21 protein-coding genes and 2 pseudogenes are annotated in these 26239 nt (G+C 69.7%); 14 read left to right on the top strand and 9 right to left on the bottom strand.

Features of this window, described 5'->3' with window-relative positions:
• Window positions 1–93 precede the first annotated feature (93 nt).
• The 4 genes and pseudogenes from ACSYGN_RS36270 to ACSYGN_RS36255 form a co-directional block, all read left to right on the top strand.
• Window positions 94–1998 (top strand): glycoside hydrolase family 127 protein, encoded by a 1905-nt coding sequence (locus ACSYGN_RS36270; RefSeq protein WP_460404188.1) that lies wholly within the window; start codon window positions 94–96, stop codon window positions 1996–1998.
• Between the two features lie 183 nt (window positions 1999–2181).
• A pseudogene (locus ACSYGN_RS36265) lies at window positions 2182–3010 on the top strand (IS256 family transposase); the annotation flags it as partial.
• Between the two features lie 45 nt (window positions 3011–3055).
• Window positions 3056–5146, top strand: coding sequence for an ISAzo13 family transposase (locus ACSYGN_RS36260; protein WP_460399995.1), 2091 nt, complete (start codon window positions 3056–3058; stop codon window positions 5144–5146).
• A 3-nt stretch (window positions 5147–5149) separates the two neighbouring features.
• Window positions 5150–5608: pseudogene (locus ACSYGN_RS36255) on the top strand (transposase); the annotation flags it as partial.
• A 161-nt stretch (window positions 5609–5769) separates the two neighbouring features.
• Here ACSYGN_RS36255 and ACSYGN_RS36250 read toward each other — a convergent pair.
• A complete protein-coding gene (locus ACSYGN_RS36250; protein WP_460404186.1) occupies window positions 5770–6009 on the bottom strand; it encodes a DUF2249 domain-containing protein in 240 nt (79 codons plus the stop codon).
• Window positions 6006–6308: a hypothetical protein gene (locus tag ACSYGN_RS36245; protein ID WP_460404184.1), complete on the bottom strand. Its 303-nt coding sequence runs from the start codon at window positions 6306–6308 to the stop codon at window positions 6006–6008. The genes ACSYGN_RS36250 and ACSYGN_RS36245 overlap by 4 nt, the downstream gene beginning before the upstream one ends.
• Before the next feature lie 119 nt (window positions 6309–6427).
• Here ACSYGN_RS36245 and ACSYGN_RS36240 point away from each other — a divergent pair, with 119 nt between their 5' ends.
• The 8 genes from ACSYGN_RS36240 (at window position 6428) to ACSYGN_RS36205 (ending at window position 16958) form a co-directional block, all read left to right on the top strand.
• A complete protein-coding gene (locus ACSYGN_RS36240) occupies window positions 6428–6979 on the top strand; it encodes a nuclear transport factor 2 family protein (RefSeq protein ID WP_460404182.1) in 552 nt (183 codons plus the stop codon).
• An 825-nt stretch (window positions 6980–7804) separates the two neighbouring features.
• Window positions 7805–9484 (top strand): Rossmann-fold NAD(P)-binding domain-containing protein, encoded by a 1680-nt coding sequence (locus tag ACSYGN_RS36235; RefSeq protein ID WP_460404180.1) that lies wholly within the window; start codon window positions 7805–7807, stop codon window positions 9482–9484.
• Window positions 9477–10574, top strand: a complete 1098-nt coding sequence (locus tag ACSYGN_RS36230) for a Gfo/Idh/MocA family oxidoreductase (RefSeq protein ID WP_460404178.1) — start codon at window positions 9477–9479, stop codon at window positions 10572–10574. The genes ACSYGN_RS36235 and ACSYGN_RS36230 overlap by 8 nt, the downstream gene beginning before the upstream one ends.
• On the top strand, window positions 10571–11713 hold the full coding sequence (locus ACSYGN_RS36225; RefSeq protein WP_460404176.1) for a Gfo/Idh/MocA family protein: 1143 nt from the start codon (window positions 10571–10573) through the stop codon (window positions 11711–11713). Before ACSYGN_RS36230 ends, ACSYGN_RS36225 begins: the two co-directional genes overlap by 4 nt.
• Window positions 11710–12975, top strand: a complete 1266-nt coding sequence (locus ACSYGN_RS36220; protein WP_460404174.1) for a B12-binding domain-containing radical SAM protein — start codon at window positions 11710–11712, stop codon at window positions 12973–12975. Before ACSYGN_RS36225 ends, ACSYGN_RS36220 begins: the two co-directional genes overlap by 4 nt.
• 171 nt (window positions 12976–13146) lie before the next feature.
• Window positions 13147–14349, top strand: a complete 1203-nt coding sequence (locus ACSYGN_RS36215; RefSeq protein WP_460404173.1) for an MFS transporter — start codon at window positions 13147–13149, stop codon at window positions 14347–14349.
• A 98-nt stretch (window positions 14350–14447) separates the two neighbouring features.
• A complete protein-coding gene (locus tag ACSYGN_RS36210) occupies window positions 14448–15740 on the top strand; it encodes a hypothetical protein (protein ID WP_460404171.1) in 1293 nt (430 codons plus the stop codon).
• A 108-nt stretch (window positions 15741–15848) separates the two neighbouring features.
• Complete coding sequence (locus ACSYGN_RS36205; protein WP_460404169.1) at window positions 15849–16958, top strand: PP2C family protein-serine/threonine phosphatase; 1110 nt, start codon at window positions 15849–15851, stop codon at window positions 16956–16958.
• Between the two features lie 93 nt (window positions 16959–17051).
• Here the strand turns inward: ACSYGN_RS36205 and ACSYGN_RS36200 are convergent, their stop codons facing one another.
• The 4 genes from ACSYGN_RS36200 to ACSYGN_RS36185 are packed head-to-tail and all read right to left on the bottom strand — an operon-like array spanning window position 17052 to window position 22002.
• Window positions 17052–17663 carry a hypothetical protein gene (locus ACSYGN_RS36200; protein WP_460404167.1) on the bottom strand — a complete coding sequence of 204 codons (612 nt, stop codon included), beginning with the start codon at window positions 17661–17663 and terminating at the stop codon, window positions 17052–17054.
• 6 nt (window positions 17664–17669) lie between these two features.
• Window positions 17670–18965, bottom strand: a complete 1296-nt coding sequence (locus tag ACSYGN_RS36195; protein WP_460404165.1) for a (Fe-S)-binding protein — start codon at window positions 18963–18965, stop codon at window positions 17670–17672.
• The gene (locus tag ACSYGN_RS36190) at window positions 18962–20344 is read right to left on the bottom strand and encodes an FAD-binding oxidoreductase (RefSeq protein ID WP_460404163.1); all 1383 of its coding nucleotides are present in this window, start codon (window positions 20342–20344) and stop codon (window positions 18962–18964) included. The genes ACSYGN_RS36195 and ACSYGN_RS36190 overlap by 4 nt, the downstream gene beginning before the upstream one ends.
• Complete coding sequence (locus ACSYGN_RS36185) at window positions 20344–22002, bottom strand: L-lactate permease (RefSeq protein WP_460404161.1); 1659 nt, start codon at window positions 22000–22002, stop codon at window positions 20344–20346. The genes ACSYGN_RS36190 and ACSYGN_RS36185 overlap by 1 nt, the downstream gene beginning before the upstream one ends.
• Window positions 22003–22152: 150 nt before the next feature.
• Between ACSYGN_RS36185 and ACSYGN_RS36180 the strand changes: the two genes are divergently transcribed.
• Window positions 22153–22839 carry a GntR family transcriptional regulator gene (locus ACSYGN_RS36180; protein ID WP_460404160.1) on the top strand — a complete coding sequence of 229 codons (687 nt, stop codon included), beginning with the start codon at window positions 22153–22155 and terminating at the stop codon, window positions 22837–22839.
• 102 nt (window positions 22840–22941) lie between these two features.
• On the opposite strand, the gene ACSYGN_RS36175 is transcribed toward ACSYGN_RS36180, so the two are convergent.
• A complete protein-coding gene (locus ACSYGN_RS36175) occupies window positions 22942–23919 on the bottom strand; it encodes an antibiotic biosynthesis monooxygenase (protein ID WP_460404158.1) in 978 nt (325 codons plus the stop codon).
• Between the two features lie 124 nt (window positions 23920–24043).
• Here ACSYGN_RS36175 and ACSYGN_RS36170 point away from each other — a divergent pair, with 124 nt between their 5' ends.
• A complete protein-coding gene (locus ACSYGN_RS36170; protein ID WP_460404156.1) occupies window positions 24044–24610 on the top strand; it encodes a nucleoside deaminase in 567 nt (188 codons plus the stop codon).
• Window positions 24611–24716: 106 nt separating this feature from the next.
• On the opposite strand, the gene ACSYGN_RS36165 is transcribed toward ACSYGN_RS36170, so the two are convergent.
• Complete coding sequence (locus ACSYGN_RS36165) at window positions 24717–25280, bottom strand: TetR/AcrR family transcriptional regulator (RefSeq protein ID WP_460404154.1); 564 nt, start codon at window positions 25278–25280, stop codon at window positions 24717–24719.
• Window positions 25280–26218: an oxidoreductase gene (locus tag ACSYGN_RS36160; RefSeq protein ID WP_460404152.1), complete on the bottom strand. Its 939-nt coding sequence runs from the start codon at window positions 26216–26218 to the stop codon at window positions 25280–25282. Before ACSYGN_RS36160 ends, ACSYGN_RS36165 begins: the two co-directional genes overlap by 1 nt.
• Window positions 26219–26239 lie beyond the last annotated feature (21 nt).

The raw sequence follows: 26239 nt of genomic DNA, 5'->3' as shown, positions 1-26239 counted from the left end.
CCCGCCCGGGCCCGCCACCGGATCACACCCCGACTCACCGACCCGCCACGACACCAGACCAGAGTCAGAAAGGGCAGTCCCGTGCCCCACCCGATGAGCGGACCAGTCGCACCCACCGTGACCGCATCCGGCGTGCTCCACCCACTGCCCCACACCGCGGTCACGCTCGACTCCGCCGGCTGGCTGGGAGAATGGCAGCAGCTCAACCGGACCACGACCATCCCCCATGTCCTGACCGAGGTGGAGGACGGCGAGGCGTACAGCAACCTGGCCCGGCTCGTCGGCGACAGCCAAGAGCCCTGGCACATGCCCTTCTTCAGCGACTCCGACGTCTACAAGACCCTGGAGGCGATCGCCTGGGCCGCCCCGAACCTCGCGCCCGGTGATCCGACGCTCGAGCGCGCCACACGCCTGGTCGAACTCCTCGAACGGGCCCAGGAGGCCGACGGCTACCTCAACTCCTACGTCCAGGGCACCGACACCGCCACACGCTGGGCAGACCCGCAATGGGGTCACGAACTGTACTGCGCCGGGCACCTGTTCCAGGCCGCCGTCGCCGCCGCCCGCACCGACGCACTTCCCGGGCTGCTGGATGTGGCCCGCCGTTTCGCCGATCACCTGGTCGCCCGCTTCGGCCCCGACGCCCCCGCCTACGTCGAGGGCCATCCCGAGGTCGAGACCGCGCTCGTCGAGCTCTACCGCACCACCGGCGACACCAGTTACCTCGACCTGGCCAGGCGCCAGCTGGAAGCCCGCGGCCACCACCGGCTCGGCGAATCCCTGTTCGGCTCCGCCTACTTCCAGGACCACCGGCCCGTCAGCGACGGCGGCCCCGCCACAGGCCACGCCGTGCGTCAGCTCTACCTGCTCACCGGCGCCGTGGACATCGCCGTCGAGACCGGCGACCCCCAACTCCTCGACGCCGTGCTGCGTACCTGGCGCGACTTGGTCGAGACCAAGACCTACATCACCGGAGCCCACGGTTCCCGCCACCGCGACGAGTCCATCGGCGACCCCTACGAGCTGCCCGCCGACCGCGCCTACGCCGAGACCTGCGCCGCCATCGCCGGCTTCCACCTGAACTGGCGGCTCCTGCTCGCCACGGGAGACGCCCGCCACGCCGACGAGATGGAGACCGCCCTCTACAACGCCATCGCCGTCTCCACCTCCGTCGACGGAACCGCCTTCTTCTACTCCAACCCGCTGCACCTGCGCACCGGTCATGAAGGCGGACACGAAGACGCCCCCTCCGCGCGCCGCCCCTGGTACGCCGTCGCCTGCTGCCCGCCCAACATCGCCCGACTGCTGGCCACCGCGCACGACTACCTCGCCACCACCGACCCGACCGGCGTCCAGATCCACCACTACGCGGCCGGAACCATCCGCACCACCGTCGGCGACGGCACTGCCACCCTCACCGTGGCCACGGGCTACCCGTACAGCCCCACCACCACCCTCGCCGTCGACGCCACCAGCACCGGCACCTGGGAACTCGCCCTGCGCATCCCGGCCTGGTGCACCTCCTGGACCCTCCACACCGACGGCCGGCCTGCCGACGCAACCTCCCACAACGGCTACCTACGCATCCGCCGTCCCTGGCACGACCACCGCCACGTCGTCGCCCTGACCCTCGACATGCCCGTGACCCTCATCAGCCCGCACCCGCGCGTCGACAGCGTCCGCGGCTGCCGGGCGATCACCCGCGGCCCCCTCGTCTACGCTCTCGAAACCGCGGACCTGCCCGCCGGAGTCGTCCTCGAAGACCTCTCCCTCCACGACATCCAGGGCCCGCCTTCCGACGCCACCTCCACCGCCGGCATCATCGTCCGACTGCGCCACCACCCCGCCGACCACGCCCCCCTCTACCGACCCGTACCCGGCAGCGTGGCCCCGGCGAACCAGGACCGCGTACTCACCGTCCCCGCCATCCCGTACCACCGCTGGGGCAACCGCGGCCAGGGAGCCATGCGCGTTTGGATCCCCACCGCACACACCTGATCAGGCAGGAACGGGACACCTCCGCTAGAGCGGAGGTGTCCCGAGGGAGTGTCATGAATCAGGTGTGATCTTCCCCGAAGGAGTCACCTGATGAGTACGACGATGGATCACCGGATCGAGTCCTTGGGCAGCGTGTCGCTTGCCGTGGCTGGCGGTGGCGTTCAGGGTGCCGACGTGAGGTCGATGCCGGTGTCTGAGAACGGTCTGTCCAGTGAGTTGCTGGAGGAGCTGGCCGCGTTGGCGGCCGAGAAGGTCCGCGGCGGGGGCGGACTGCGGCTGATGGGCGAGGGCGGGCTGCTGCCCGAGTTGGCCCAGCACCTGATGCAGGCCGCGCTGGATGCCGAGATGGACGAGCACCTGGCTGCCGGGGCCGGCCGGGTGGGCGGGCGCGGATCGCGCTCGGGCGGCAACATGCGCAACGGCTACCGGGCGAAGAAGGTCATGACGGAGGTCGGCCCGGTGACGGTGCAGGTCCCCCGTGACCGGCTGGGGACCTTCCGGCCCCGGATCCTGCCCGCCTACGCCCGCCGCACGGGCGCGCTGGACGATCTGGTGCTCTCGCTGACCGCCAAGGGCCTGACCTCCGGTGAGATCGTCTCCCACCTCGCCCAGACGTACGGGATGACGACCACGAAGGAGACCATCTCCACGATCACCGACAAGGCCCTGGAATCGATGGCGGAATGGCGCACCCGCCCGCTCGATCCGGTCTACCCGGTCGTCTTCGTCGACGCCGTGCACGTCAAGATCAGGGACGGTCATGTCGCCAACCGGCCGATCTACGTGGCCGTCGCGGTCACCGCCGACGGCTACCGCGAGATCCTCGGCCTGTGGGTCGGCGACGGCGGTGAGGGTGCCAAGTACTGGACCACAGTCCTGACCGAGATCAAGAACCGGGGCGTGCGCGACGTACTGATGCTGGTCTGCGACGGGCTGAGTGCTCTGCCCGACGCGGTGAACACCGTCTGGCCTCGCACGGTGGTGCAGACCTGCGTCGTCCACCGAAGCCGTCAAGAAACAACGCGTTGCTTCGCGGAGACGAGATCGTTGATCTGGTATGCGCATATCCGACGAGGTCCGCAGCCAGTTGGCACGACGGTTCGACGTTCTTCTCCCGCATCTGAACGAGCGTCAACGGCGACTGGCGTTGGCGACCGAGGCCCGGCTGATCGGGCACGGAGGCGTCGGACTGATTGCGCGGATAGCCCAGGTCAGCGAGACGACTGTCCGCAAGGGCGTGTTCGAACTCGAGGCCGGGGCCGACCCGCTGCCCGAGGGGCGTATCCGGCGCCCTGGTGGCGGGCGGATGCGGGCCGAGGAGGTCGACCCTCAGCTGGTCCCGGCCCTGATGGCGCTGGTTGAACCGGACGAGCGCGGTGATCCGATGTCGCCGCTGCGCTGGACGACGAAGTCGCTGCGGCACCTGGCCGCAGAGCTGTCCCGGCAAGGGCATCGCGTGACCGCACCCACGGTGGGTCGGCTGTTGAAGGAGCAGGGGTTCAGCCTGCAGGGCACCGCCAAGACGCTGGAAGGCGATCAACACCCTGACCGGGACGCGCAGTTCCGCTATATCAACGAGCAGGTCAAGGAGCATCAGGCTGCGGGTGATCCGGTGATCAGCGTGGACGCGAAGAAAAAGGAACAAGTGGGGCAACTGCCGATGCCCGGGCAGGAATGGCGGCCGGCCGGACAGCCCGTCGAGGTCGAGGACCACAGTTTCTTCGCCGGTCCGCATGTGGAGTCCGTGATCCCGTACGGGATCTACGACATGAGCACGAACACTGGCTGGGTGAACGTCGGCACCGACCACAACACTGCCACGTTCGCGGCAGCTTCGATCCGCCGCTGGTGGCAGGCGCGCGGCCGCCACGACTACCCCCAGGCATCACGGCTGCTGATCACCGCGGACGCCGGGGGGTCCAACAGCTACCGCTACCGGGTTTGGAAGGCCGAACTGGCCGCGTTCGCCGCCGATGTCGGCCTGAACGTCACGGTGTGTCATTTTCCGCCGGGCACAAGCAAATGGAACAAAATCGAGCACAGGCTGTTCTCCCACATCACGATGAACTGGCGCGGACGCCCCCTGACCAGCCACGAAGTCGTCCTCAAAACAATCACCGCGACCACCACCCGGACCGGCCTGCGCGTCGAGGCCGCTCTCGACGAAGGCTCCTACCCGACCGGCATCGCGGTCAGCCGAGAACAGTTGCAGGCCCTGCCGATCACCGCGCATGCCGACCACGGCCAGTGGAACTACAGCATCGCCCCGAGCGGCGGCACCGCCCTCGCCCCGCGCGCCGACGAACGCACCGAGGCCCGCGCCCAAGCCCTCCAATTGCTCACCGACCCCCGCCTGACCGGCATGAGTACCGACGAACTGAACGCGCTGAAAGCCAAGTTGGCCCCCGCCCAGGCAGCCGCTGCTGAACAACACCGCTACGTGCTCCGCAAAGGGCGCCGCGTCGCCACCACCGGCCGCAGCCGATCACTGCTCTCCGATGCGGACGAAGTCCTGATCACCGTCATCTACCTGCGCCAAGTCTGCCCACAGAAGGTGCTGGGCGACCTGCTCGGGATCAATCCCGTCACCATCGGCCACGGCATCAAGGCCACCCGGAAGCTGCTGGACGAACAGAAGATCGGCATCACGCCCACCATCGTGCGCTACTTCACCCGCGCCGAGGACCTCCGCGCCTGGGTCACCGGCAGCGGCCCGGCCCAGCACGCTCCCGCGACACTGACCCGCCAGGCGCTGACGGCCCCGACTCTGACCGGCATGAGTCACGAGGCACTGCATGCCCTGCTCGAAGAACTGATCGTGCCCTATGCCGCCGCGATCGAAGAGCGCCGCCACCGCCAGCGCGGCGGCAACCGGCGCCCGGGCACTCGCGGCGGAGTCTTCCGGCAGAAGATCACCGACGGCGACCGGATCCTCGCCACGATCCTCTACCGCCGCCGCGTCTGCGGCCTCGACGCTCTCGCCGAGCTGTTCGGCGTCTGCCGCAGCACACTGTGGAACGCGATCCGTGATGTCCTGCCGATCCTCGATGCCCGCCACACCGACATCACTCCCGCCGACCACCGCCACCCCACCGCAGCCGACCTGCTCACCTCAGTCGGCGCCGATAAACACCAGGTTGTTTCTTGACGGCTTCACCTCATCCGCGCCAGCCTGCGCTATGCCTCCCGCCGTGACTGGGCCGAGGTCGCCCGCGACCTCAAGCCCGTCTACACCGCGGTCAACGAGGACGAAGCACGTCAACGGCTCGCCGAGTTCGACGCCACGTGGGGCAAGCGCTACCCGTCGATCGCCGGGACCTGGCAACGGGCCTGGAGCGAGTTCGTGCCCTTCCTCGGCCTGCCCGACGCGATCCGCCAGGTCGTCTACACCACGAATGCGATCGAGTCGCTCAACGCCCGCTACCGGCGCGCGGCCCAGGCCTGCGGACACTTCCCCAACGAGCAGGCCGCCCTCAAGCGCCTCTACCTGGCCACCCTCGCCCTCGACCCCACCGGCCGCGGCCGCCAGCGCTGGAACAACCGCTGGAAGTCCGCCCTCGACGAGTTCGACGTCCTCTTCGACGGACGCCTTACCGCCGGCCGGGTGTAGGCCGAACAGCCCACCGATCAACTCGTAGGCCAAACAGACGAATCACACCTAATTCCTGATAGACCCTGTCCCGACGGTCCGAAGTGGCTTCACTTGGCACTGGAGTCGTTTGCGTTCCAGCGGTCGTCGTAAAGCCCCAGCTCATGGGGCGCGGCGGCCGATCAGCCGGCGACGCGTCCGATACGGACCTTCCACACCTGCGGCCCCTCCTCGATGTACTCCCAGGTGAACTGGTCGGTGTGCTCGGCGGCCAGCTGGTAGTACAGCGGCTTCGGGTCGTGATCGTTGACCAGCACGAAGTGATCGTCGACGTCGAGTGCGCCGTAGGTGGAGAAGATGAGGTCGTGGCGGCGTGCGGGGATCTCCTGGCGGACGTCCAGCTCGTTGTTGGCAGCGGTCATGACTTACTCCTTGGTGGGTGGGGTGGGGTGGGTGCCGATGTGGTTCCGGTGTCCGGCAGTCGGGCGAGATAGTGCAGCAGGCCGTTGAGCCGGTCGGCGGAGCGTGCATGGTTGCTGCGCAGTACTGACCATGCGTGGCCGGCCAGCCGGCTGGCCAGGTCGACTTGACCGGTGCTACCGAGAGCCCGCAGCCCCCGCACCAGCAGGTCGACCACGGCTGCCATCTCCGCGTCCGCGTCCGTGTCCTCGCTGGGCACGGAGTGCACATCGCGCTGGGTGGGCACCTTCGGTCCGGTCATCGTCGACTCCCTCCTTCATTTCGTACTATCCCGGCTTGTTTTTACGATAGCACTCGTAAAAATGAAGGAGTCCTCCCGGCTCACCTCACCCGGCACGAGCCGACGTGAAAGGGTGCCCGGTGGTGCGGCAGTGGGCGCCGCATCCGGTTGCCAAGCCGTGCGGTGAGCACGAGGCCGGCCGTCACGGCCGTGGCGGCCGGCTCCGGAGAACAGGAAGGACAGGTCGCCGAACTGTCATGGAGATCTCATCGACTCACCGTGCGATCGAGAACCTGATCGCCGCCTACGCCGAGCACGTCGACAGTGGAGACTTCGGGGCCGTCGGCGCGCTGCTGGCAGATGCCGTGTTCGTCGGCAGCGGGACACCCGTCCGCGGCCAAGAGGCCATCGAGGCGATGTTCCGGGACACGCTCATCACCTACCAGGACGGTACGCCGCGAACCAAGCACGTCACGACCAACACCGTCATCGACATCGCGGCTGATTCCACGCACGCAACCGCGCGGTCGTACTTCACCGTGCTGCAGGCGCTGCCGGACCTGCCTCTGCAGGTTATCGCCGCGGGCCGGTATCACGACCGGTTCGAATGCCGTGAACAGCGGTGGCACTTCACCGAACGGCGCGTACATGTCGACCTCGTGGGGAATGTGACACACCACCTGCGAGCCTGAGCCATGGCGATACGGGCGGGCTGCCCCAGGCCTTCCGGGGAGGACCTCAGGATTTCCTCTTCGGGCAGACTTCACGGTCACTCCGGACCCGGCCGGCCGCGATTCGCGCTGGTCGGGCGCCCGGCTGCCCACCGGTGAGTGCATACCGCAAGTGCCTTGCGGAGCTGCACTGTTGACACACCCTGAGGTGGTGATCGAGGATCACGGGTAGATCTCGGAAGCACTGAAGAATCCCCCACGTCCTCTATTGGTGCCCTGTCGGTTCCGCAGTCGAGAGACTCCGCAGAGGGCGGCGAGCGTGCCGCCCGGTCTCCGCAACCTCATATCCCGGTGAACATGACCGATGCCTGGTCATAGGGTCGCCGGATTCTTTCCTGCCGTTCGACATGAACCGGTGCGCCTGCTCGGCGCCGACCGTCAGAGATGCAGTAGACGGGAAGGTCAGATTCAGTCGATGCACATCGCCCCCCGCATTCTTTCCCGCGTGCCCGGCAAACCCGTCCCTGGTAAATCAGCTCCTGCGAATTCCGCCCCGCCCGACGCCCCGGTTGGCCCGCTCGACCGCAGCCCCCGCCCGCATTCCCCCATGCGCTCGCCCCGGACGTCCCGCGCGAAGGCGACGAGACCCTCCGCACTCGCCTGACCAGCGAGAACGGTGCGGTGCGGCAGTGCATTGACCCTTCCGGCGTCGGGTTAGAAGAGGCCGACACGCCTTTGAGCGTGCGCGCGGGCCCTCGCTGACGGGGTTCCGCTGCCGTATCCGCTGCTCCAACCATCACACCCGCTTTCCCGATATCCGCATGCGAGTGACGAAGGAGTGTGCACATGACGCTCAACGCCCTGATGGGCACATCCCCGAACGGCGACAGGCTCTCGCGGGTCGGTGCCGCCGCGCGGCTCCACACCGTGATCAGCGGTCACTGGCCGTCGGACGTCCTGCTGCGCCTGCGTCTGCGGCAATGGCCGGACCCGGCGGAACCGCCTCTGGAAGGCCACGAGGTGGTCGCTCTCCACGACGGCGGCCACACGCACATCCTGGACACGGGCACAGGCTTAGTCACCGTGCAGTTCACGCCCGAGCCGGACTCCGCGCCGCACACGCTGGAGCACAGCGACCCACCCACCCCGCGCTGGCGTGCCGCCGTGCTGACGGAAGGCGTCCGGCCGGACGCTCCGAGGCCGGCCGCGGTGGCACAGGCGCTGGCCGAAGCCCTGCGGAGCGAAGGCGTCGCCTTCAGCGACACGGAAGTCGCGACACTGTGGGAGGCGATGCCGCTGCTGCGCCGATACGCCACCGGGGACAGTGCCCTCGGAGACTGGGCCCTGATATTCCGCGACCACTACGTGGAGAACAGCGTCGGTTTCCTGCTGGCCGCCGAACGCGCGGGATTCTCACCGCAGTGGATCTACGCCTTGGACAAGGGCGACAAGACGTTACGCCGGGATCGCGTGCACGGATGGTTCCTGTCCCGGGGTTACCGCAGCGCCACGCTCGACAACTCGGTCGTGAACGGCACCGCCACCGACGAGGAAGTGGTTCGTGCGCGGGACGTGGGTGCCGACGTCGACGCCTTCATCCGGACGGCCCGGGCCGCAGGCAGGCGCGTGCTGATGGTCGACGACGGCGGCATCATCGCCCTCGGCTCCGCGCGCGACCGTCTGGTCACCGAGCAGCCGGACGCCGCACTGGAGTTGACCGTCAGCGGCCTCAAACGCATCGCGGCAGCCGACGACATGCGCCTTCCTGTCTTCAACATGGCACGCTCCCAGGTCAAGACGCACCTGGCCTACAACGAGATCGCCGACTCCTGCGTCCGGCGGCTGCGTGCCATCGTGCCGGGGGAGAAGTTCGTGGGGCGACGGGTGCTGTCCCTGGGCTTCGGCACCCTCGGTGCCCGGATCGCCAGGGCGCTGCGCGCTGCCGGGTGCCGCGTCACCGTCGTGGACACCGACGCACTCGCACTCGTGCGCGCCGCCGAGGAGGGGTTCGACACCAGCCGCTCGGCCCATGAGGCCTTGTCGCGCATCCGTCCTTTCCTGGTCCTCGGCACCACCGGCGAGGACGCGCTCACCGGGGCCGACCTGAGGCTGCTGCCCGACGGCGTGCTCCTGGCCGGATTCGCCACCCGGGACTTCAGCCTGCTCAGTGAGCGTCGTGTCGCGACCACGGTGTCGGACGTCCCGGGTGTCGGCGTCCGCCACACTCTGCCCGGGGGCCGCTCGGCAATCCTCCTCGGTGACGGCCGGTCACTGAACCTCTATGCGTACGAGGGCATCCCCAACCGCGGTTACGACGCCTACCGCGCCGCCACGCTGGTCGCCGCCAAGCATCTGTGCCGTTCCGCGACGACGCTGTCGTCCGGGGTTCACCTGGAGGCCGTGGACGAGGTGGTGCGGGAGGCGGGGCTGTTCGAGGCGTACTACGAGACGTATCTCGCCGACACCGCCGGGCCGGCTGCGGAGTACGCCGAGGACGCCGAGGACGGTGGCGACGCGCATGCATGACCTGCCCCGTGTGTGCATCGTCGGTTACGGAGTGGCCGGCCAACTGCACCATCGGCTGCTGGAAGCCACCGGTCTGCGCGTCTGCACCGTCGATCCGGCACTGACCGGCGTGCCCGCCGGCGCCTGCAGTCACCGTCCCGTCGAGCACCGGGCGAGAGTGGAGGACGTGTCGGCTCCCGTGGATCTGTGGTCGCTCTGCACTCCCACGCAGACCCACGTCGACGCCCTGGCGGCGGTCCTGGAGCGTGATCCCCGGGCCCGGATCATCCTGGAGAAGCCGGCCTGCCGGGCGCAGGATGTGCCCCGTCTCCTGAATCTGCTGGAGCGGTATCCCGAAGCGCGCGTGGTGGTGATGAACCAGTACCGGCACGCCCACGCGCTGCGCCTGCTGGACGACCTCCGGCGCCACCACATGCCGTCCCACCCGGTGACGGCGGTGCGCGTCGCCTTCAGCAAGGACCGGCGCGCCGACATGGAGGCAGGCCGGTTCGTCGACCGCGACCACGGCGTCTTCGGTTATGAATGGCCGCACATGCTGGCGGTGGTGAGCCGATTACTGCCCTCCGAGGCCTACCGCGCCTACGTCGAGAGCCCCGTCGAGGACGTGCGCGGCGTCGTCCATCACGACTACTTCGTCACGGCCGCCCGGGAACGGGCCATGACGGCGGACGGCGTCGAACTGGAGCTGTACTCCTCGGTCCTCGGCGATCCACCGGACGACCCTGACGTCCCCGACTGGACCAAGGCCTTCGGACACTCCACCGGTGGCCGCCAGCGACTCGCCCAGATCCAGGTCGGGCCCGCGCTCTTCACAGCCGAGATGGACCCCGTCGCCCTGCCGGACGGCTACCGGCTTCCCGGCGGTACACACCGGTTGACGGCCCACCTCCCCACCGGTCGCAGGGAGATACTGGTGAACGACTCACCCATGGACAACGCCTTGCGCACCGTGGTCGCGCGGTTGCTCGGCGATGCGCCCCTGCCCCCGGTCGACTTGCGGCCCGTACACCGCATCAGCGCCCTCGCCGGCCACTTCGGGCGGGACCGTGCCACCGCCGCGGTGGGGCAGTCGAGCGGAGGGGCCGCATGAGCAGGCTCCGTTTCGGTGTCCTCGGCTGCGGGGTGATCGGCGGTCTGCACGCCCGGGTGCTCAGCTCCTACCCACCGCTTTCCGCGCGGGCGCGACTCGTCGCCGTCGCCTCGTCCGCACCGGAGCGAGCACATCGGCTGGCGGCGGAGACCGGCAGTGAGGCGACCGATGCCGACACCCTTCTCAACCGGACCGATATCGATGTCATCAGCGTGTGCACACCCAGCGGACTCCACGCCGAAGTGGGGCAACGGGCCCTGGCCGCGGGCAAGCACGTCGTCGTGGAGAAGCCAGTGGACGTCACCGCCCGGGCGGCGGACCGGCTGATCGACAGCGCACGGAAGGCCGGACGCACCCTCGCTGTCATCAGCCAGCACCGCTTCGACCCCGCCGCCCGGATGCTGCGTCGCGCCCTCGACGCGGGGGAACTCGGCACTGTCACGTCCGGGCTCGTCGAGGTCCCGCTCTGGCGCGGCCAGTCGTACTACGACTCGGGCGACTGGCGCGGCAGCCGTGCCCTGGACGGCGGGGGAGCGCTGCTCAACCAGGGGGTGCACGCCGTCGACCTCATCCAGTGGTTCATGGGTCCGGTCGTGGAGGTCACCGCGCACACCGCCCTGCGGGGGCACCACGGCATCGAGGTCGAGGACGTCGTCACCGCGAGCCTGCGGCACGCCGACGGCGCCCTGACGTCCCTGCTGGCGACAACCGCTGCCTACCCGGGACGCACCACGCGCCTGGCGGTGCACGGCGACCGGGGAAGCGCCGTGCTGGACAATGACGAACTCACCTACTTCCACGCCGCGGGGCCGGGAGACGACACCTCCGCCTACGGCGCCTATGGGGCGGGCAACCAGGCCGCTGAGCGCCGCCCGGCCGCCTCTGCGCAGCAGCGGGACGCCAGCGGGCTGCTCCCCTCGCCGCACGGCGACCAGCTCCTCGACTTCTGTGACGCCGTCGCCGAGGGCCGGGCGCCCAGCGTCGACGGCCAGGAGGGCCGCAAGGCCCTGCTGACCGTTCTCGCGGTGTACGAGGCGGCGCGCACCGGCACCGTCACCCGTGTGTCGTCGGACCCGGCCCCGGTCACTGCACCCGCCCTGTTCGCCTCGTCCGCCCCCATGACCCCGGAGTCGGCATGACCACCGTATGTTTCGTCGTTGCTGACGACGAGTTCGAACGTGACTTCCTGCAACTTCCCTTGGACGTCGCCAACGCGGCCGCTGTTCTGCGCCAGGACGGTGCCCACGTCACGGTCTGGGACCGCCGCCTGAGTTCCACGGCACCTCCCGTCGACGCGGTCGACGTGGCCGTCGTCGTCACGGCGATCGCGGACCGCGCGCAGTGCTATCCGCTCGACCTGCACCCGGTGCGCACCGCCGTGGAACATGTGCGAGGGACCTGGCCGCGGGCCACGGTCGTCGCGGTCGGCCCGCACGCCACCCAACTGCCCGCGGCCACGCGGCGTGAGCTGGGTGTGCACCACGTGGCGCGCGGTGAGGCGGACGCGGCGGCGGTGCACGGCGTCCGTGACCTGCTGAGCGGCAGCCCCGTGCTCGGCGAGCTGCCGCTGACCGGGACGTACCCGCCGCTGGTGCTCGACGAGGCGCCCCTGCCGGCCTACGACCTGCTGGACCTGACCGCCTACACCGCCGAGATGATCACCGGCGGGCGGGTCCGGCGCGGACCGTGCGGCATGGTGCTGGGGGTGCGCGGGTGCACGTACGGCTGCACGTTCTGCCATCTGCCGTTCGGTACCCGGATGCGCCCGCAGTCCGTGCGGCGCACGCTCGCGGAGATCGATGCGATCCGCGAACGCGGCGTGGACTCGTTGTTCTTCCTCGACTACGTGTTCGGTCTGCATCCGGACTTCTACAAGGACCTGTGCACCGGACTCGCCGGAGGCGGCATCGGCTGGACCGGTCAGAGCCGGGCAGAGGTGGTTCTGCGCCAGGACGTCGACCTGTGGGCCGCGGCGGGATGCAACGGCATGTGGCTGGGAGCCGAATCGCCGGCCGTCGCCGAAACCGGCGTCGGCAAACGCGTGACCGCGGAGAAGATCGACGCGGCGATCCGCAGGCTCTCGACGGCCGGGATCACCCCCTTCGCCTTCGTTCTGCTCGGCCTGCCCGGTGACCCGGCGTGCCTGAGCGGCGAAGTGGTCGACTGGGCTGCTTCACTGCCCGGTTACTTCGGGCTCAACCAGCTCTTCCTGCGCCCCGGCACCCCGCTCTACGACGAACTGGCGGCCGACTACAACGGTGGTACCCAGCCGACGACTTGGGCCGAGGTGGAGGCGGTCACCCGCCGCTACCGGGAGCGCTACCCGGTCAGTCTGGACGACCTGTGGGAGCGGCTCGTCAGGCTGCCGAACTACATCGGCAACGCGATGGCCGCCGTATGAGCGCCGCCCCCACCGTCACCGGCGACGGCCCGGCGCGCCTCGGCGTGCCCCGGCGAAGGATCCGGCGTCCCCCGGCCAGGACCTGACGGACCGCCCGCCGGTGCCGGGGGCTGCGCTTCCGCCACCGGCCACGGTGCGCCCGTACAACGAGAGGGAGGAGTCCGTCGTACCGTGACCACCGATGCCCGGAGCGCGGCGCCCGAAGCGGCCGATGCGAGGCCGGCGCTGCCGCGCGCGTTCTGGTGGCTGTGGACCACCACGCTCGTCAACCGGCTCGGCGGCTTCGTGGTCGTCTTCCTGTCACTGTATGTGACGCTGGAGCGGGGCTACTCGGCGTCCCTAGCCGGTTTCGTCACCACGCTCTACGGCGTCGGCGGCGCGGTGGGCGCGGTCGGCGGCGGTGTGCTCGCGGACCGCCTGGGCAGGCGGGTGACGCTGCTGGGTGCCCAACTGCTGAGCGCCCTCACCACGGGGGCGCTGGCGTTCGCCCAGGACCGGGTGGCTATCGCGGTCACCGCGTGCCTGGTCGGTGTGGCGGGCAACGCTTCCCGGCCGGTCGTCCAGGCCGTGGTGGCGGACGTGGTCACCCCGGAGGCACGGGTCAGGGCGTTCTCTCTCACCTATTGGGCCGTCAACATCGGTGTCGCCGTCTCCGCGGCGCTTGCCGGGGCGCTGGCGCAGCACGGCTATCTCCTGCTCTTCCTCGGTGAGTCGGCGGTGACCGCGCTGTGCGCGCTGACCGTGTACCTCACCGTGCCCGAGACGCGGCCCGATCCGGCACGGCGCCCGGACGCCGACCCGCCCGAGAGAGCCGGGGATTCGCGGCCGCGGCGCCGGTTCCTCGCCTTCGCGGCCGTGACCTTCCTGGTCGGGCTGCTGATGCAGGAGGTCAGTACCGCACTCCCGCTCACCATGACGCAGGCGGGTCACACCGCACGGGACTACGGCCTGGTCATCAGTCTCAACGGCCTTCTCGTGGTGATGCTGCAACTCCCCGCGGGCCGGATCACCGCGCGGTACGGTCCCACGGGTCCGCTGGTCGCCGGGGCCCTGCTGCTGGGGGCGGGGCTGGGGCTGACCGGTGTGGCCGCCTCCCTCGAGGTGTACGCCCTGACCGTGGTGATCTGGACGGTCGGCGAGATCGTTCTGGTGCCGACCGCCATGGCCACCGCGACCGAACTCGTGCCGGGCCGCGCGCAAGGGCGTTACCAGGGTGCGTACAGCTTCGCCTGGGCTGCGGCGGCGTGCGTTGCCCCGGCGGCCTCGGGATACGCACTGGACACCGTGGGCCCGGCCGCCCTGTGGGGCGCGAGCGCGGCACTCGGCGCGCTGGCGGCCGCAGGGTACTTCCTCATCCTGCGGGGACGGAAGTGATCAGCGGGAATTGCGCGGCCGGCGGGGGCGGCCGGGGCCCTGTGACAGGTCGGCCGCAAGAACATCCGAACGAGACGGCGAGCAGGAGGAACAGAGGGATGGCCGACCGGATGACGTTCTGGGACTACTCGAGGTCGCAGGCGCTCAGCTGCTACAACGGTTCGAAGATCGACGTGCGCGGGATAGCGGAACTGTGCGGCATCCGCAAGGACACGGAATCGGTCGACCTGCAGCTTCCCTCCCCTGACGAGATGGCGGGGATCCATCCGCTGGCACTCACGCGGCCTCGACGATGGGAGGCGGCCATCGTCGCGACGATCTACGCCTGCAGCGGTCAGATCGCCGCGCGAGAGGAGGTGATCAAGGCAAGAGAGCTCCTGGATCGGCTCCCGAGGACCGATCGCAGGGCCCTCACCGTGTCGCGCATGCTGGCGCTGGTACCCACCATGATCGCCGGCTTCCGCTTCAGCCGGCAGGGCGAGACGTTCAACCCGGAGTCGAACCGCTACCTGGAAGGCGCGCGTTTCCTCTCGGTGCTGCTGGAGGACCGGCCGGCCCTCGACGTGGAGATCGGGCTGTGTGCGCACCGGGCCGGTGTGAGCAACCCGGTTCTTCCCGAGCACGTCAGCGGTACGGGCCTGAGCCGAATGCTGGCATTCGTCGGTTCGCTGATGGACAACTCGCTCGCGAAGAAGCGGACGGTCGAGATATTTCAGCAAACGGCGACCGATCGGGCCGCGAGCACGGTGAATTCCCTCGTCTTCACGCACTACGCGGCCGGAGGAAGGGTGGAGTATCTGCTCCGCATTCTCGATCAGCACGCGGACGACATGCGGACGGCGGTGGCGCGGCACAACACCGTCTCGGGCACGGAATTCAGGTTTAAGCCGCTCGATCCCCTCAGCGACTCGGTCGAGCGCCATATGGAAGAAGTATTCGGCCCGGACTGGTCCGGCGCGCCCGCCGACCCGCGATGGAGAAGCGGGGGGACGCTGGACGCGGCCGTCGCGGAGGCAAAGGGAAAGATGGCGCGGTTCATGCGGAACGAGCCGCTCGAACTGGACCGTCTGCTCAGGGTTCACAAGAACTCCGAGGATCCCAGCGAACGCGGTGTATCGGCGCTCCACTGGTTCGACCGGCATCAGCGGCAACCACTCGAGGTCCGGGCTCGTTACGATGTCGCTTTCCACCATCGCCTGGCTCTGACCACCTTACGAAAAGGCGGGGTGGGAATAGGGATGGAGCGGGGATGGGACGCGTACCAGTGGCTCGCTTGGAGCGTCGCGTACGGCTCGACCCGGACGGAGATGCCGCTGCTCTATGCCAGGAGTTCGACCGAGCCTGCGAGCCGTATTTCCTTGAGGAGCTTCAACCTCCGGCAGTTCTGGTAAACCCTGCCGGGCTTCCGGGAGGCCGCCGCTGCTTGTGCGAGGCAGGCTGTTCCCATGAGGTCACATCCTCGCTCGCCCGTTCGGCCGGGAGTGCCCCCTCGATCAGGAGTGGGCGGTCGCGGCGAGGTCCGTTTCACGCTGGCGCAGTGTGCGCCCTTCGCGATCGCGCTGGGCGTGCTGGGCGTCGAGCTCTCGCCCGCACACAATCTGGTGACCGGTCCCGTCCTCACCACGACGCCGGCGCTGGCCGCGATGACGATGGGCCCGGTGGGCACGCTGTCCGCGGCGGCTTTCGCCGGGGGTGTGAACGCAGCCTCCGCGACCTACAACCATTCGTGGGGAACCCAGACCCAGCTGATCATCGGCAACTTCCTGGGGCTGATCGTGGTGTCTGTGGCCAGTGTCATCCTGAGTAACGCGGTGCGCACGCGCAGGCAGAGCGAGCTCGACCGGGTCCGCCGGATCGCAGTTGCGGCTCAGGAGGTGGTCCTGCGGCCCGTCCCCGAGCTCCTGGGCCCGGTACGGGCGGCCAGCCTGGCCCTCGCGGCCGGGACAGGTGCACAGATAGGCGGCGATCTGTACGAGGCGGTGCAGACGCGCTACGGCGTGCGCCTGATCGTGGGGGACGTCCGGGGGAAAGGTCTGTCCGCCATACGCGCGGTCGCAGTGGCATTGGGCGCGTTCCGGGAGGCCGTTCACTACGAGGACAAAGTGCAGGAGGTCATGAATCATTGCGGGGCCGCGCTGCGGCGAGAGGCCGCCGTACCGGGTACCTACTCTCAGGCAGAACTTCCCGAAGTCCTCCTGGAGGGATTCACCACCGCGCTCATCGCCCAGGTGCCGGACGAACAAGTGGTGTACCTGGTCAACCGCGGCCATCCGCCTCCGCTGGTGCTGCACCATGGCAAGGTCCAGGCCCTGATGTCGGCCTCGCCGCTGCCGCCGCTCGGTTTCGAAGACCTCGTCGACGGGCCTCCTGCCGAGCCCGAGGGCTTCCCGTTCCTGCCCGGTGACCGGCTGCTGCTCTACACCGACGGCGTGATCGAAGCCCGTAACCGTGACAACGCCTTCCTCCCTCTGCCGGAGACCATGGAGCAGATACCCGCCGGCACCTCCCCACAGGAGTTCCTGGACGAACTCCACCATTCACTGATCCGCCACACCGAGGGCCGCCTGACGGACGACGTGGCGATGATCCTCATCGACCGGCTCTCATGAAGAGGGCCGCAAGCAGGTCAGCGCAGAAGCCCGATCGACGGAAGCACTCACCCGGTCCTCCTGGAGCCAGTTGCCTCAGAACGGCCCGCTGCCTCAGGGCAGTCCGTCCCTCATCCAGTCGCTCATCTGCGGAAAGGCCTGCGTCACCGGGTCCGGTGACGGCTGTGGCACAGGGGAGTGCCGGTGGGCCGGGCGGAGGCCGAAGAGGGATCCCGCGGCCTGAGCCAGCCCGGCCGCGCAGTAGGCGGCTTGCTCGGCCTGAACGTCCGCCCGGCTCAGCGCACCGGCGAGGGCGTCCTCCACCAGGTTCAGTCGCATGGCCATACCGGCGATCCCGACCCGCCCACCGCCCGGCGCGTGCGCCAGTGCGGTGAGTACCTCGTCGGCCCGGACCCGCACCAGGCCGAGTGCCTCCCACCCGGACGGCTGCCGGGCGGGCGCGGCGGTCGGCGCTCTCGGCGCCGGGACGCCGGCGGCGTCCCGGATCCGGTCCCCGACGGTCGTGTGCCACGGCGCCAGGGCGCCGTGCAGTTCCGCGGACAGACCGTCGAGGAAGGCCAGGAGCCCGGCCGCGCCGTCCGGGGGAGCGTCCGCGAACGGGGGTCGGCCGTCGGCGGAGGCCCTGGTGAGCAGGGCCCTTTGCAGCGGGTCCAGGATCTGGCTCGCCTGTTCGGCCGCGGCGTGGCAGGCATGGTCGGTGGGCATCGACCCTCACTCCTGTGCCGGGTCGCCGGAGGGCGGCTCGTCGGGGACGGACCCTGCCGCGAGGGCGAGGAACTCCGCCAGGTGGATCGCCTTCGCCCGGGAACGGCTGCGGCGCAGGCCCTGCTGCACCTGCCGCAGGCAGCCGGGGTTGACGGTCACCACGTAGTCGACGTCGGCCTCCTCGACCTCGCGCAGCTTCGGTTCGAGCACCCTTCTGCTGTCCTTCGGCCTGAGCAGCGCGTACGTGCCCGCCGCGCCGCAGCACTTTCCGGCGCTGGGCAGTTCCACGTAGTCGGCGACCTCGGCGATCAGCTCGCGGGGCGGGCGGGTCACTCCCATACCGTTGCGCAGATGGCATGAGTCCTGGAGTGCCGCGCGCGCCCGGCGGCCGTTCACCATGACCTGACCGACGGGCTGGTGGTCCTTGGCGTCGAGGTACTCGCTCAGCTCCCGCACCCGGTCCCGGCCCAGGTGGTGCGCGAGGTGTGCCGCGCAGCCGCCCGCGGTGGTGAGGATGGTGCCGGGCAGCTGTTCTCCGAGCTTGCGGGCCATGTCGGCACCGGTCTCGGAGTCCCCGTTGTGCGCGTGGAGCGCACCGCAGCAGCCCTGCTCGGAAGGCACGGTGATCTCGGGGCAGAGCTGCTGTGCGGCTCGGGACACCCCGGGGTACATGCCGCGCTCCACGCAACCGAGCATCAGCGACACCTGCGGCCCGTCCGCCTGCTGCCGGCAGCAGCCGCCGTCCCCGCACCCCTGCGCGGGCTCGGGACCGGCCGTCGCCGACGCGGACCGCGTCGGCGCGGAGGTCGCCGCCGGGACGGTCTCCGGTGCGGACGGGGCGGGCGCGGCCGTCGCCGTATCTCGCGCGTGCCGGCGTACGAGCCCCTGGAGCCGCAGCAGCCCCGGCCGGGACACCACCGCCATCAGGGCGCGGGCGATCCACGGCCGGTTCGAACCGCTCCACTGGTGGTCACGCCACTGCTCCAGCAGCTGCCCGTACTCCACGCCCGCCGGGCACACCGTCTCACAGGCCCGGCAGCCCAGGCAGAACGACGACTCCTCGGCCAGTGTGGCGTCGTCGGGGGCGAGGTCGCCGGCCTCCAGTGCCCGCATCAGGGTGATACGGCCGCGTGGGGAGGAGGTCTCCTCGCCGGTCAGGGCGTACGTGGGACAGGCGGGCAGACAGAACCCGCAGGAGATGCAGCGGTCCAGCAGGTCCTTGTCGAAGATCCCGAGGCCAGGCTTCTGCCCGGGCGCGGGTGCGGGCGTACGGCCGGTCGGGCCGGTGGGATGTCCGGTCATGATCCGAGCTTTCCGGGATTGAGAATGCCTGCCGGGTCGAAGGCCTGCTTGATGCGCCGCAGCAGGGCCATCTGGTCCGCTCCCAGCCGATCGGTGAGGTACGGCAGTTTGGCGGCGCCCACACCGTGCTCGCCGGTGATGGTGCCGTCGAACGCGATGGCGGCCGCGAAGATCTCCGCGAACGCCCTGTGGGCTCGTTCGGCGCCATCGGTGTCGTCCGGGTCCAGCACACAGGTCGGGTGCAGATTGCCGTCCCCGGCGTGGCCGAAGGTCGCGATCCTCAGGTCGTGACGATCGGCGATCTTGTCGATGCGGTCCACCATCTCGGCCATCCGGTGCCGCGGCACGGTGGCGTCCTCCAGGATCGTCAGCGAGCCGAGGCGGGAGAGCGCCGGCAGCGAGCAGCGGCGCGCCGCGAGCAGCGCGTCGGCGCGGGCCACGCTCTCCGCGAGGGTGACCTCGAGGGCACCCGTCTCCATGCACACGTCCTGGATGCGGGCGAGGTTGCCGGACACATTGGCAGGCGAGCCGTCGTCACCGAAGATCAGCAGCGCGCCCGCGTCGCCGCGCAGACCCAGCCCGGCGTACTCCTCGACCGCGGCGATGCACTTGCGGTCGAGGAACTCCAGCGTGGCCGGGACGATCCCGGCCGCGATGACGGCCGCCACGGCGCGCGAGGCGTCGGCGAGCGAGTCGAAGTACGCCACTCCCGTGCCGGTGTCCGCGGGTGCGGGGAGCAGGGCCACGGTGGCCTCGGTGATCACCGCGAGGGTGCCCTCGGAGCCGGTGAGCAGCCGGGTCAGGTCGTAGCCGGCGACGTCCTTCCACAGTCTGCCGCCGGTGCGGATGATCTCACCGGTGGGCAGCACCGCCTCCAGACCGAGCACGTAGTTGCGGGTGACGCCGTACTTCAGTCCCCGCAGGCCGCCGGCGCAGGTGGCCACGTTGCCGCCGATCGTGGAGACGGTGTGACTGCCCGGGTCGGGGGCGTAGAGCAGTCCCCGGGCGGCCGCGGCGCCCGCGAGCGTCGCGGTGGTGACACCGGTCTGCGCGCGGGCCAGCAGTTCCTCGGAGCTGATCTCCAGCAGCTTGTCCAGCCGGGTCAGCACCAGGACGATGCCTCCTTCCAGCGGGACGGTGCCGGCGCACAGATTGGAGCCGGCGCCCCGCGGCACCACGGGGATGCCGCGGGTGGTGGCGTACCGCAGCACGGCCGCCACCTCCTCGGTGCTGCCGGGCAGTACCACGGCCTGCGGGCGGGCGTTGAACAGCGGGGTGGCGTCGCGGGCGTAGGCGGCGAGCGCGCCGTCGTCGATCCGGACGTGGCTGTCGCCGACGATGGCCGCGAGGTCCTTGGCCAGCTCGGTCCCGGTCGGCATCAGCGCACCACCATCCAGCTGAGGACCGGGGTGGACTGCAGGTAGACGAGGGCACAGACCGCGACGAGCATGCCGAGGCCCCAGCCGACCACCTTGCGGAACAGCTCGCCCTCGCGGCCCTCCAGGCCGACGATCGCGGCGGCGATGGCCAGGTTCTGCGGGGAGACCATCTTGCCGAGGACACCACCCGTGGTGTTGGCGGCGCTGAGCAGGTAGGGGGAGATGCCGGTCTGCTGGGCCGCGGTGACCTGGAGCATGCCGAACAGGGAGTTGGAGGAGGTGTCGGAGCCGGTCACGGCCACACCGAGCCAGCCGGCGATGGGAGAGAGCAGGGCGAAGGCGCCGCCCGCCTGTGCCAGGAACAGGCCGAGGGTGACGGTCTGGCCCGACAGGTTCATCACGTAGGCCAGGGCGAGCACCGCCATGACGGTGACGATGGTCCAGCGGAACTGCCGCACGGTGTTCCCGTAGGACCCGGCCGCGCGGCGGACGCCGATGCCGTAGAGCACGGCGGTGAGCAGCCCGGCCAGGAGAAGGATCGTTCCGCCTGCGTTGACGACGTTGAAGTTGAAGACCAGCGAGGACAGCGGCTCGCCCTTGGCGTTGACCACGTCCAGGCCGGGCCAGGCGAACTTCCAGCCCGAGTGCGCCTCCAGCCATGTCTTGATGGGACCCGAGGTGGCCAGGGCGAAGAGAGCGACCACGATCAGGTACGGCGCGAAGGCCTTCAGTGCGGAGCCCTCACCGGTCTCCCGGCGCCGCAGCACCGCGTCCGAGGCCTGGGCGCCGACGGACCCGGTGACAATGACCGGCGCCGTCCGCTGGGCGGCCAGCACCTCCGAGGGCTGCCACACGCGCAGCATCGCCATGACCGCCAGCGCGCCGGTGAAGGCGGCCACGATGTCGGCGATCTCGTACGACAGGTAGTTCGCGGTGACGAACTGTGCGGCGGCGAAGGCGAAACCGCCCACCAGGGCGACCGGCCAGGTCTGCCGCACACCCCGGCGCCCGTCCACCATGAACACCAGGATCAGCGGAACGAACAGGGTGAGCAGCGGGGTCTGACGTCCCACCATCGCGCCGAGGTCGGCCGCGTCAAGGCCGGTGATCTTGCCCAGGGTGGTGATCGGGATGGCGATGGCGCCGAAGGCCACGGGTGCGGTGTTGGCGACCAGGGAAACGGAAGCGGCCTTCAGCGGGCGCAGCCCCACGGCCATCAGCATCACCGATGAGACCGCGACCGGGGTACCGAAGCCGGCCAGTGCCTCGAGCAGCGCGCCGAAGCAGAAGGCGATGATCACGGCCTGGACGCGCTGGTCACCGGAGAGTGATCCGAAGGCGCGGCGCAGGACCGCGTCCCAGCCGGTGATCTCGGTCATCTTGTAGATCCACAGTGCGTTCAGCACGATGAAGACGATCGGGAAGAGACCGAACACCGCGCCCTCACTCGCCGCGAGGGCGGCCTGCCCGACAGGCATCGAGTAGGCCAGGACCGCCACCGCCAGAGCGACGGCCAGCGAGACGAGCGATGCCTTCCACGCCTTCCAGCGCAGCCCGCCGAGCAAGACGAAGAGCGTGACCAGGGGAAACGCCGCGCATACGGCGCTCCACCCGAGAGAGCCCCCTACGGGGTCGAAGATCTGTTGGTAATCGGCCATGAAAGCGTCCTTGCTTCGTCGGTTGCCAACTTGTGACCCCCGTCACCTCTGGCTCCGGGGCTGGTCGATTGTCAGACAATCTCTCATGTCTGTCAATGGGTCTTGTTACACGTCGTGAGACTATGTGGGGGGTCCCCAATGGAGGTATTCATGGCTCAGGACGCCGCAATCCGGCTGTCCACCGTCTCTGTCGTCGACGCGCTCGCCGCATCCCTGCGCAGCCGGGTGCTCGACGGTCGGCTCGTGTCCGGCACCACATTCGCGGAGGCGGAGGTCGCGGCCGAGTACGGTGTCTCACGGCCCACCGCCCGCAGCGCGGTGACCGCACTGGTCCACGAGGGGCTGCTCCACCGGGAAGCGAACAAGCCGGCCTATGTACCGCAGCTCACCAGCGCCGACGTCGCCGACCTGTTCCTCGTGCGCATTCCGCTGGAGACACAGGTGGTCAAGGTGCTGGTCGAGCACGGAACGGTGCCGGTGACCGCGGCGGAGCGAGCCATAGCGGATCTGGACCGGCTGGGGCCCGAAGCGCCGCACAGCACGTTCGTGGAGTCCGACCTGCGCTTCCACCAGTCACTCGTGGAGGCCGTCGGCAGCCCGCGGCTCACCCGGCTCTACCACGGCATCCAGGGCGAGGTGCACCTGTGCATGGTGCAGACCCGGCACACCCTGGGGCGGGAGCGCATCGTCACCGAGCACAGCGAGGTACTGGAGGCGCTGCGGGCCGGGGACGCCGACGAGGCGGTGCGCCGGATGCGCGCACACCTGGACGGCGCCAGCCGCTCACTGCAGCGGCTCTTCGACGAGAGGATCCTGAGCGTCGGCCACGGGGGGTGACCGGAACTCGGGGTCAAGCCGTACGTGCCCGTGCGCCCCGGTCCCATGGCCGAGGTGCACGGCGGACGATTCCCCTTCGATCTCAGCGCTCATGACGGCTCCTCAGCCGGTCGTGAGCCCGAAGACCAGGATGCACAGCGCCCAGCACAGCACCACGAGGGCAGCCCCCGCCACATGGATCCGCACGGACTGTGCCCGCAGGGGCACCAGCCAGAAGGCGAGGACCCGGTTCACCAGGGGCATGAAGAACCAGGTAAGAATGGAAACGCTCAGTACGTTGCCGATGAACAGGCCGATGTAGCCGGGCAGTCCGAGGTCGTCCAGCCCATGACCGACCGTCAGATTGAGGACCATGACGGTGGGATACAGGGCCAGCACCACGGACATGGCCTGTTTCCAGTTGGGCGGGACCTCGTCGTCCGCGCCGTCACCGAAGCGGAACCAGCCGCTGAACGCCGACCCCACTTTGTGCACGTCGTACGTGGAGAAGTAGTCCTCGCCCTCCTCCAGGAGCCCGGCGCGGACGTCGGACGCGAGCCATTGGTCGAGGTGTTCACGCGTGTCGAAGCGGAAGACGACGACCCAGTTCTCCTGGATTCCCTCGACCGGCCTGAACAACTCGGTGCCCATGAAACCGGGAAACTTCCCCTGGGCCTTGAGGACTTTGTCCTGCCACCGCGCGAACTCCTCCTCGCGGCCGGGTCGCACATGATGCGAGATGACCGCCGTGACGGCTTCCTCCTTGGCGGGCGGTGGCGCCGCACCGGCGAGGACTTCCTGCGTCGGCGACCCGTCGAACAGCGGACGGCCCTCGTCGAGCAGTTCCCGGCGCGCGCCGGAGTCCAGCCAGGCGGTCAGCTTGTCGATGCGGGAGAAGCGGAACACCACCACCCAGGCGCGCTCGTCACCGACGCCCGGGGGATACATTTCCGTCCCCTCGAATCCGTCGAATGCGCGCACGGCCCGATTGGTCCGCTCCTGCCAGCGCTGATAGTCGTCCTCGCAACCTTCCCGCACCATTTGGGAGGTCACCACGGTCGCGCCGTCTCCGGCGGGGGCACGGATTGCACTGACACCCATGCGGAGTAGTCTAGTTCAAAGGGGAGTTGTCGGACAAACGGGGATATGTGGCGAGGGTGGGCAAGCGGGGACGAGCAAGAAATCATCCAGCATTTTCCGCTGCAGTGCTGAGTGGAGGTCGGACATGGGTCACAAGGAGTTCCTGGCCGAAGCGGTACAGCTGGCCACCGAATCCGTCGAGAACGACTGGGGCGGTCCGTTCGGTGCCGTCATCACCCGGGACGGCGAAGTCCTGGCCCGGGGACAGAACCGTGTGCTGCTCACCGGCGACCCCACCGCGCACGCCGAAGTGGAGACCATTCGCAAGGCCGTACAGCGCTTGAACCCCGCGGCGCCCTCGATACCGCAGGAACACCAGAACGAGAGCACGCTGGCATACGTGCCGCGCCCCGAAGGATCGCCCGACCCGGTTCCGGAGCGGGCCAGGATGCTCCAGGGCTGCTCGATCTACATCAGCGGCGCCCCCTGCCCGATGTGCATGAGCGCCATCTACTGGTCGCGGATCGACAACGTCTACTTCAGCTGCGATCTGCACGCCACACGCGAGATCGGCTTCGACGACGCCTTCCAGTACGAGGACTTCCAGAAGCCCCTCGACCAGCGCCGGATCCACATCGAGCAGATCCACCCCGAACTCGGCGCCGAGGCATACGAAGCCTGGGCGTTCAAGACCGACCGTCACGCGTACTGACGTACCCGCGACGGGGGTTGCAGCGAGGAGCGTCGTCGGGGCCTCCTCCCCGCCGCCCCGTCAGGAGGCCGGGGTGATCCGTTGGTCGGCGGCGTGCTCGCGGTGGTCACTCCGGTCGGCTGATGGCCCGCCAGCAGGCGTCGGCGATCTCATCGAGCTGGGCCTGGGTCAGCTCCATGCCGCCGGCGGCGAGGCGGACGGCCGGGCTGAGGGAGAGCTCGTAGAGCACGTCGATGGGAAACGGGCGCAGCCGTGCGGCGATCTCGGGCAGAGCCACCTGGGCCAGGAGCGGGTCGTTCTCGTTGGTGAGGGCGGCTTCGTGGGCGGGGCCGCGGTAGGGGGAGTGCTCCACCTGCAGGAGGAACTGCGCGTGGTCCGGGTTCGCCTTCAAATACCGGTAGCAGGCCAGCCACAGGACGTGGAACCGCCTTTCGGCAGGGAGATCCGGGTCCAGATCCGTCGTGACGGCGAGGCCGAGCGCGGCTTTTGTCTCGCCGTACGCGGCCAGCACCAGTTCGTCCTTGGAGGCGTAGTGGGTGTAGGCGGTGCCGGTGGCCACGCCGGCCTCGCGGGCGACCGCGGTCATGGACGTGCCGTGGAAGCCGTTCTGTGCCACCAGGCTGCGCAGGGCTGCGCGGACGGCGGCCGCCCGGTCGGTCGGCGCCGCCATCACGCGCCGGCCGGGGTGTGCAGGTCGAACGCGACACCGGTTTCACGCTCGGACACCTCCCAGAGCTTCGCGACGGCCTGGTCCATCCCGAACCTGCGCAGGATCGGCTTGCGGACCGGAGCGCCGTTGTTCACGAACACCGGACCGTAGAACTCGCCGCCCTTGGCCGCCGGGTCGGTGGAGGCGCGCAACTGCGGCAGTGCGCCGTCGTCGGCGGACATGCCGGTGTGCCGGGCCATGGCGTGGAAGAACCGCTGGGAGGCGCCGCCGCCGGAGCCCTCCACGCTGACCGTCTGCAGGTCGGTGTCGGACAGGCCGGGGTGCGCGATCAGGCTGACGGTGTGCGCGCCCGCCCGCTCCAGGTCGCGCTGCAGCCCGAGCCCGAAGTGGAAGTTGGCCAGCTTCGCCTGGCCGTAGGCACGCCAGGGCCCGTAGCGGCCCTTCAGGTGGGGGTTGGCCACGTTGACGGGGCGGCCCATGTGGTGGGCGGTGCTGGTCACAGTGACGATGCGGGATCCGGGCCTGCGCAGCAGCGCGGGCAGCAGGAGTGCGGTCAGTGTCCAGTGGCCCAGGTGGTCGACGCCGAACTGCATCTCGAAGCCGTCGATCGTGCGCGTCTCAGCGATTGCCATGACGCCCGCGTTGTTGACCAGGAGGTCGAGGCTGTCGTGGGCGGCCAGGATCTCCCCCGCGGCCTCCTTCACGGACGCCTGCGAGGACAGGTCGAGCGCGACCAGTTCCAGTGAGGCGTCCGGGACGGCTGCCCGGATCGCCTCGACCGCGGTGGCGGCCTTCTCCTGGTTGCGCACGGCCATCACGACGTGCGCGCCCTTCGCCGCCAGGTTCCTCGCGGTCACCAGCCCGAGCCCGCCGTTGGCGCCGGTGACGACGGCCGTGCGGCCGTGCTGGTCGGGGATGTCGGTTGCGGTCCAGCCCATCTCACACCTCCGAGTGAATGT

The sequence above is a fragment of the Streptomyces sp. YIM S03343 genome (assembly GCF_054729195.1).
This window is presented reverse-complemented; position numbering and strand designations above follow the sequence as displayed.

Excerpts from the sequence above, each read along its gene's own strand:
- ACSYGN_RS36230 (WP_460404178.1), top strand. The coding sequence starts at position 9,477 with ATGCATGACCTGCCCCGTGTGTGCATCGTCGGTTACGGAGTGGCCGGC.
- ACSYGN_RS36185 (WP_460404161.1), bottom strand. The coding sequence starts at position 22,002 with ATGGCCGATTACCAACAGATCTTCGACCCCGTAGGGGGCTCTCTCGGG.
- ACSYGN_RS36250 (WP_460404186.1), bottom strand. The coding sequence starts at position 6,009 with ATGACCGCTGCCAACAACGAGCTGGACGTCCGCCAGGAGATCCCCGCA.
- ACSYGN_RS36160 (WP_460404152.1), bottom strand. The coding sequence starts at position 26,218 with ATGGGCTGGACCGCAACCGACATCCCCGACCAGCACGGCCGCACGGCC.
- ACSYGN_RS36190 (WP_460404163.1), bottom strand. The coding sequence starts at position 20,344 with ATGCCGACCGGGACCGAGCTGGCCAAGGACCTCGCGGCCATCGTCGGC.
- ACSYGN_RS36245 (WP_460404184.1), bottom strand. The coding sequence starts at position 6,308 with ATGACCGGACCGAAGGTGCCCACCCAGCGCGATGTGCACTCCGTGCCC.
- ACSYGN_RS36165 (WP_460404154.1), bottom strand. The coding sequence starts at position 25,280 with ATGGCGGCGCCGACCGACCGGGCGGCCGCCGTCCGCGCAGCCCTGCGC.
- ACSYGN_RS36170 (WP_460404156.1), top strand. The coding sequence starts at position 24,044 with ATGGGTCACAAGGAGTTCCTGGCCGAAGCGGTACAGCTGGCCACCGAA.
- ACSYGN_RS36270 (WP_460404188.1), top strand. The coding sequence starts at position 94 with ATGAGCGGACCAGTCGCACCCACCGTGACCGCATCCGGCGTGCTCCAC.
- ACSYGN_RS36225 (WP_460404176.1), top strand. The coding sequence starts at position 10,571 with ATGAGCAGGCTCCGTTTCGGTGTCCTCGGCTGCGGGGTGATCGGCGGT.
- ACSYGN_RS36180 (WP_460404160.1), top strand. The coding sequence starts at position 22,153 with ATGGCTCAGGACGCCGCAATCCGGCTGTCCACCGTCTCTGTCGTCGAC.
- ACSYGN_RS36235 (WP_460404180.1), top strand. The coding sequence starts at position 7,805 with ATGACGCTCAACGCCCTGATGGGCACATCCCCGAACGGCGACAGGCTC.
- ACSYGN_RS36220 (WP_460404174.1), top strand. The coding sequence starts at position 11,710 with ATGACCACCGTATGTTTCGTCGTTGCTGACGACGAGTTCGAACGTGAC.
- ACSYGN_RS36200 (WP_460404167.1), bottom strand. The coding sequence starts at position 17,663 with ATGCCCACCGACCATGCCTGCCACGCCGCGGCCGAACAGGCGAGCCAG.
- ACSYGN_RS36260 (WP_460399995.1), top strand. The coding sequence starts at position 3,056 with ATGCGCATATCCGACGAGGTCCGCAGCCAGTTGGCACGACGGTTCGAC.
- ACSYGN_RS36195 (WP_460404165.1), bottom strand. The coding sequence starts at position 18,965 with ATGACCGGACATCCCACCGGCCCGACCGGCCGTACGCCCGCACCCGCG.
- ACSYGN_RS36210 (WP_460404171.1), top strand. The coding sequence starts at position 14,448 with ATGGCCGACCGGATGACGTTCTGGGACTACTCGAGGTCGCAGGCGCTC.
- ACSYGN_RS36175 (WP_460404158.1), bottom strand. The coding sequence starts at position 23,919 with ATGGGTGTCAGTGCAATCCGTGCCCCCGCCGGAGACGGCGCGACCGTG.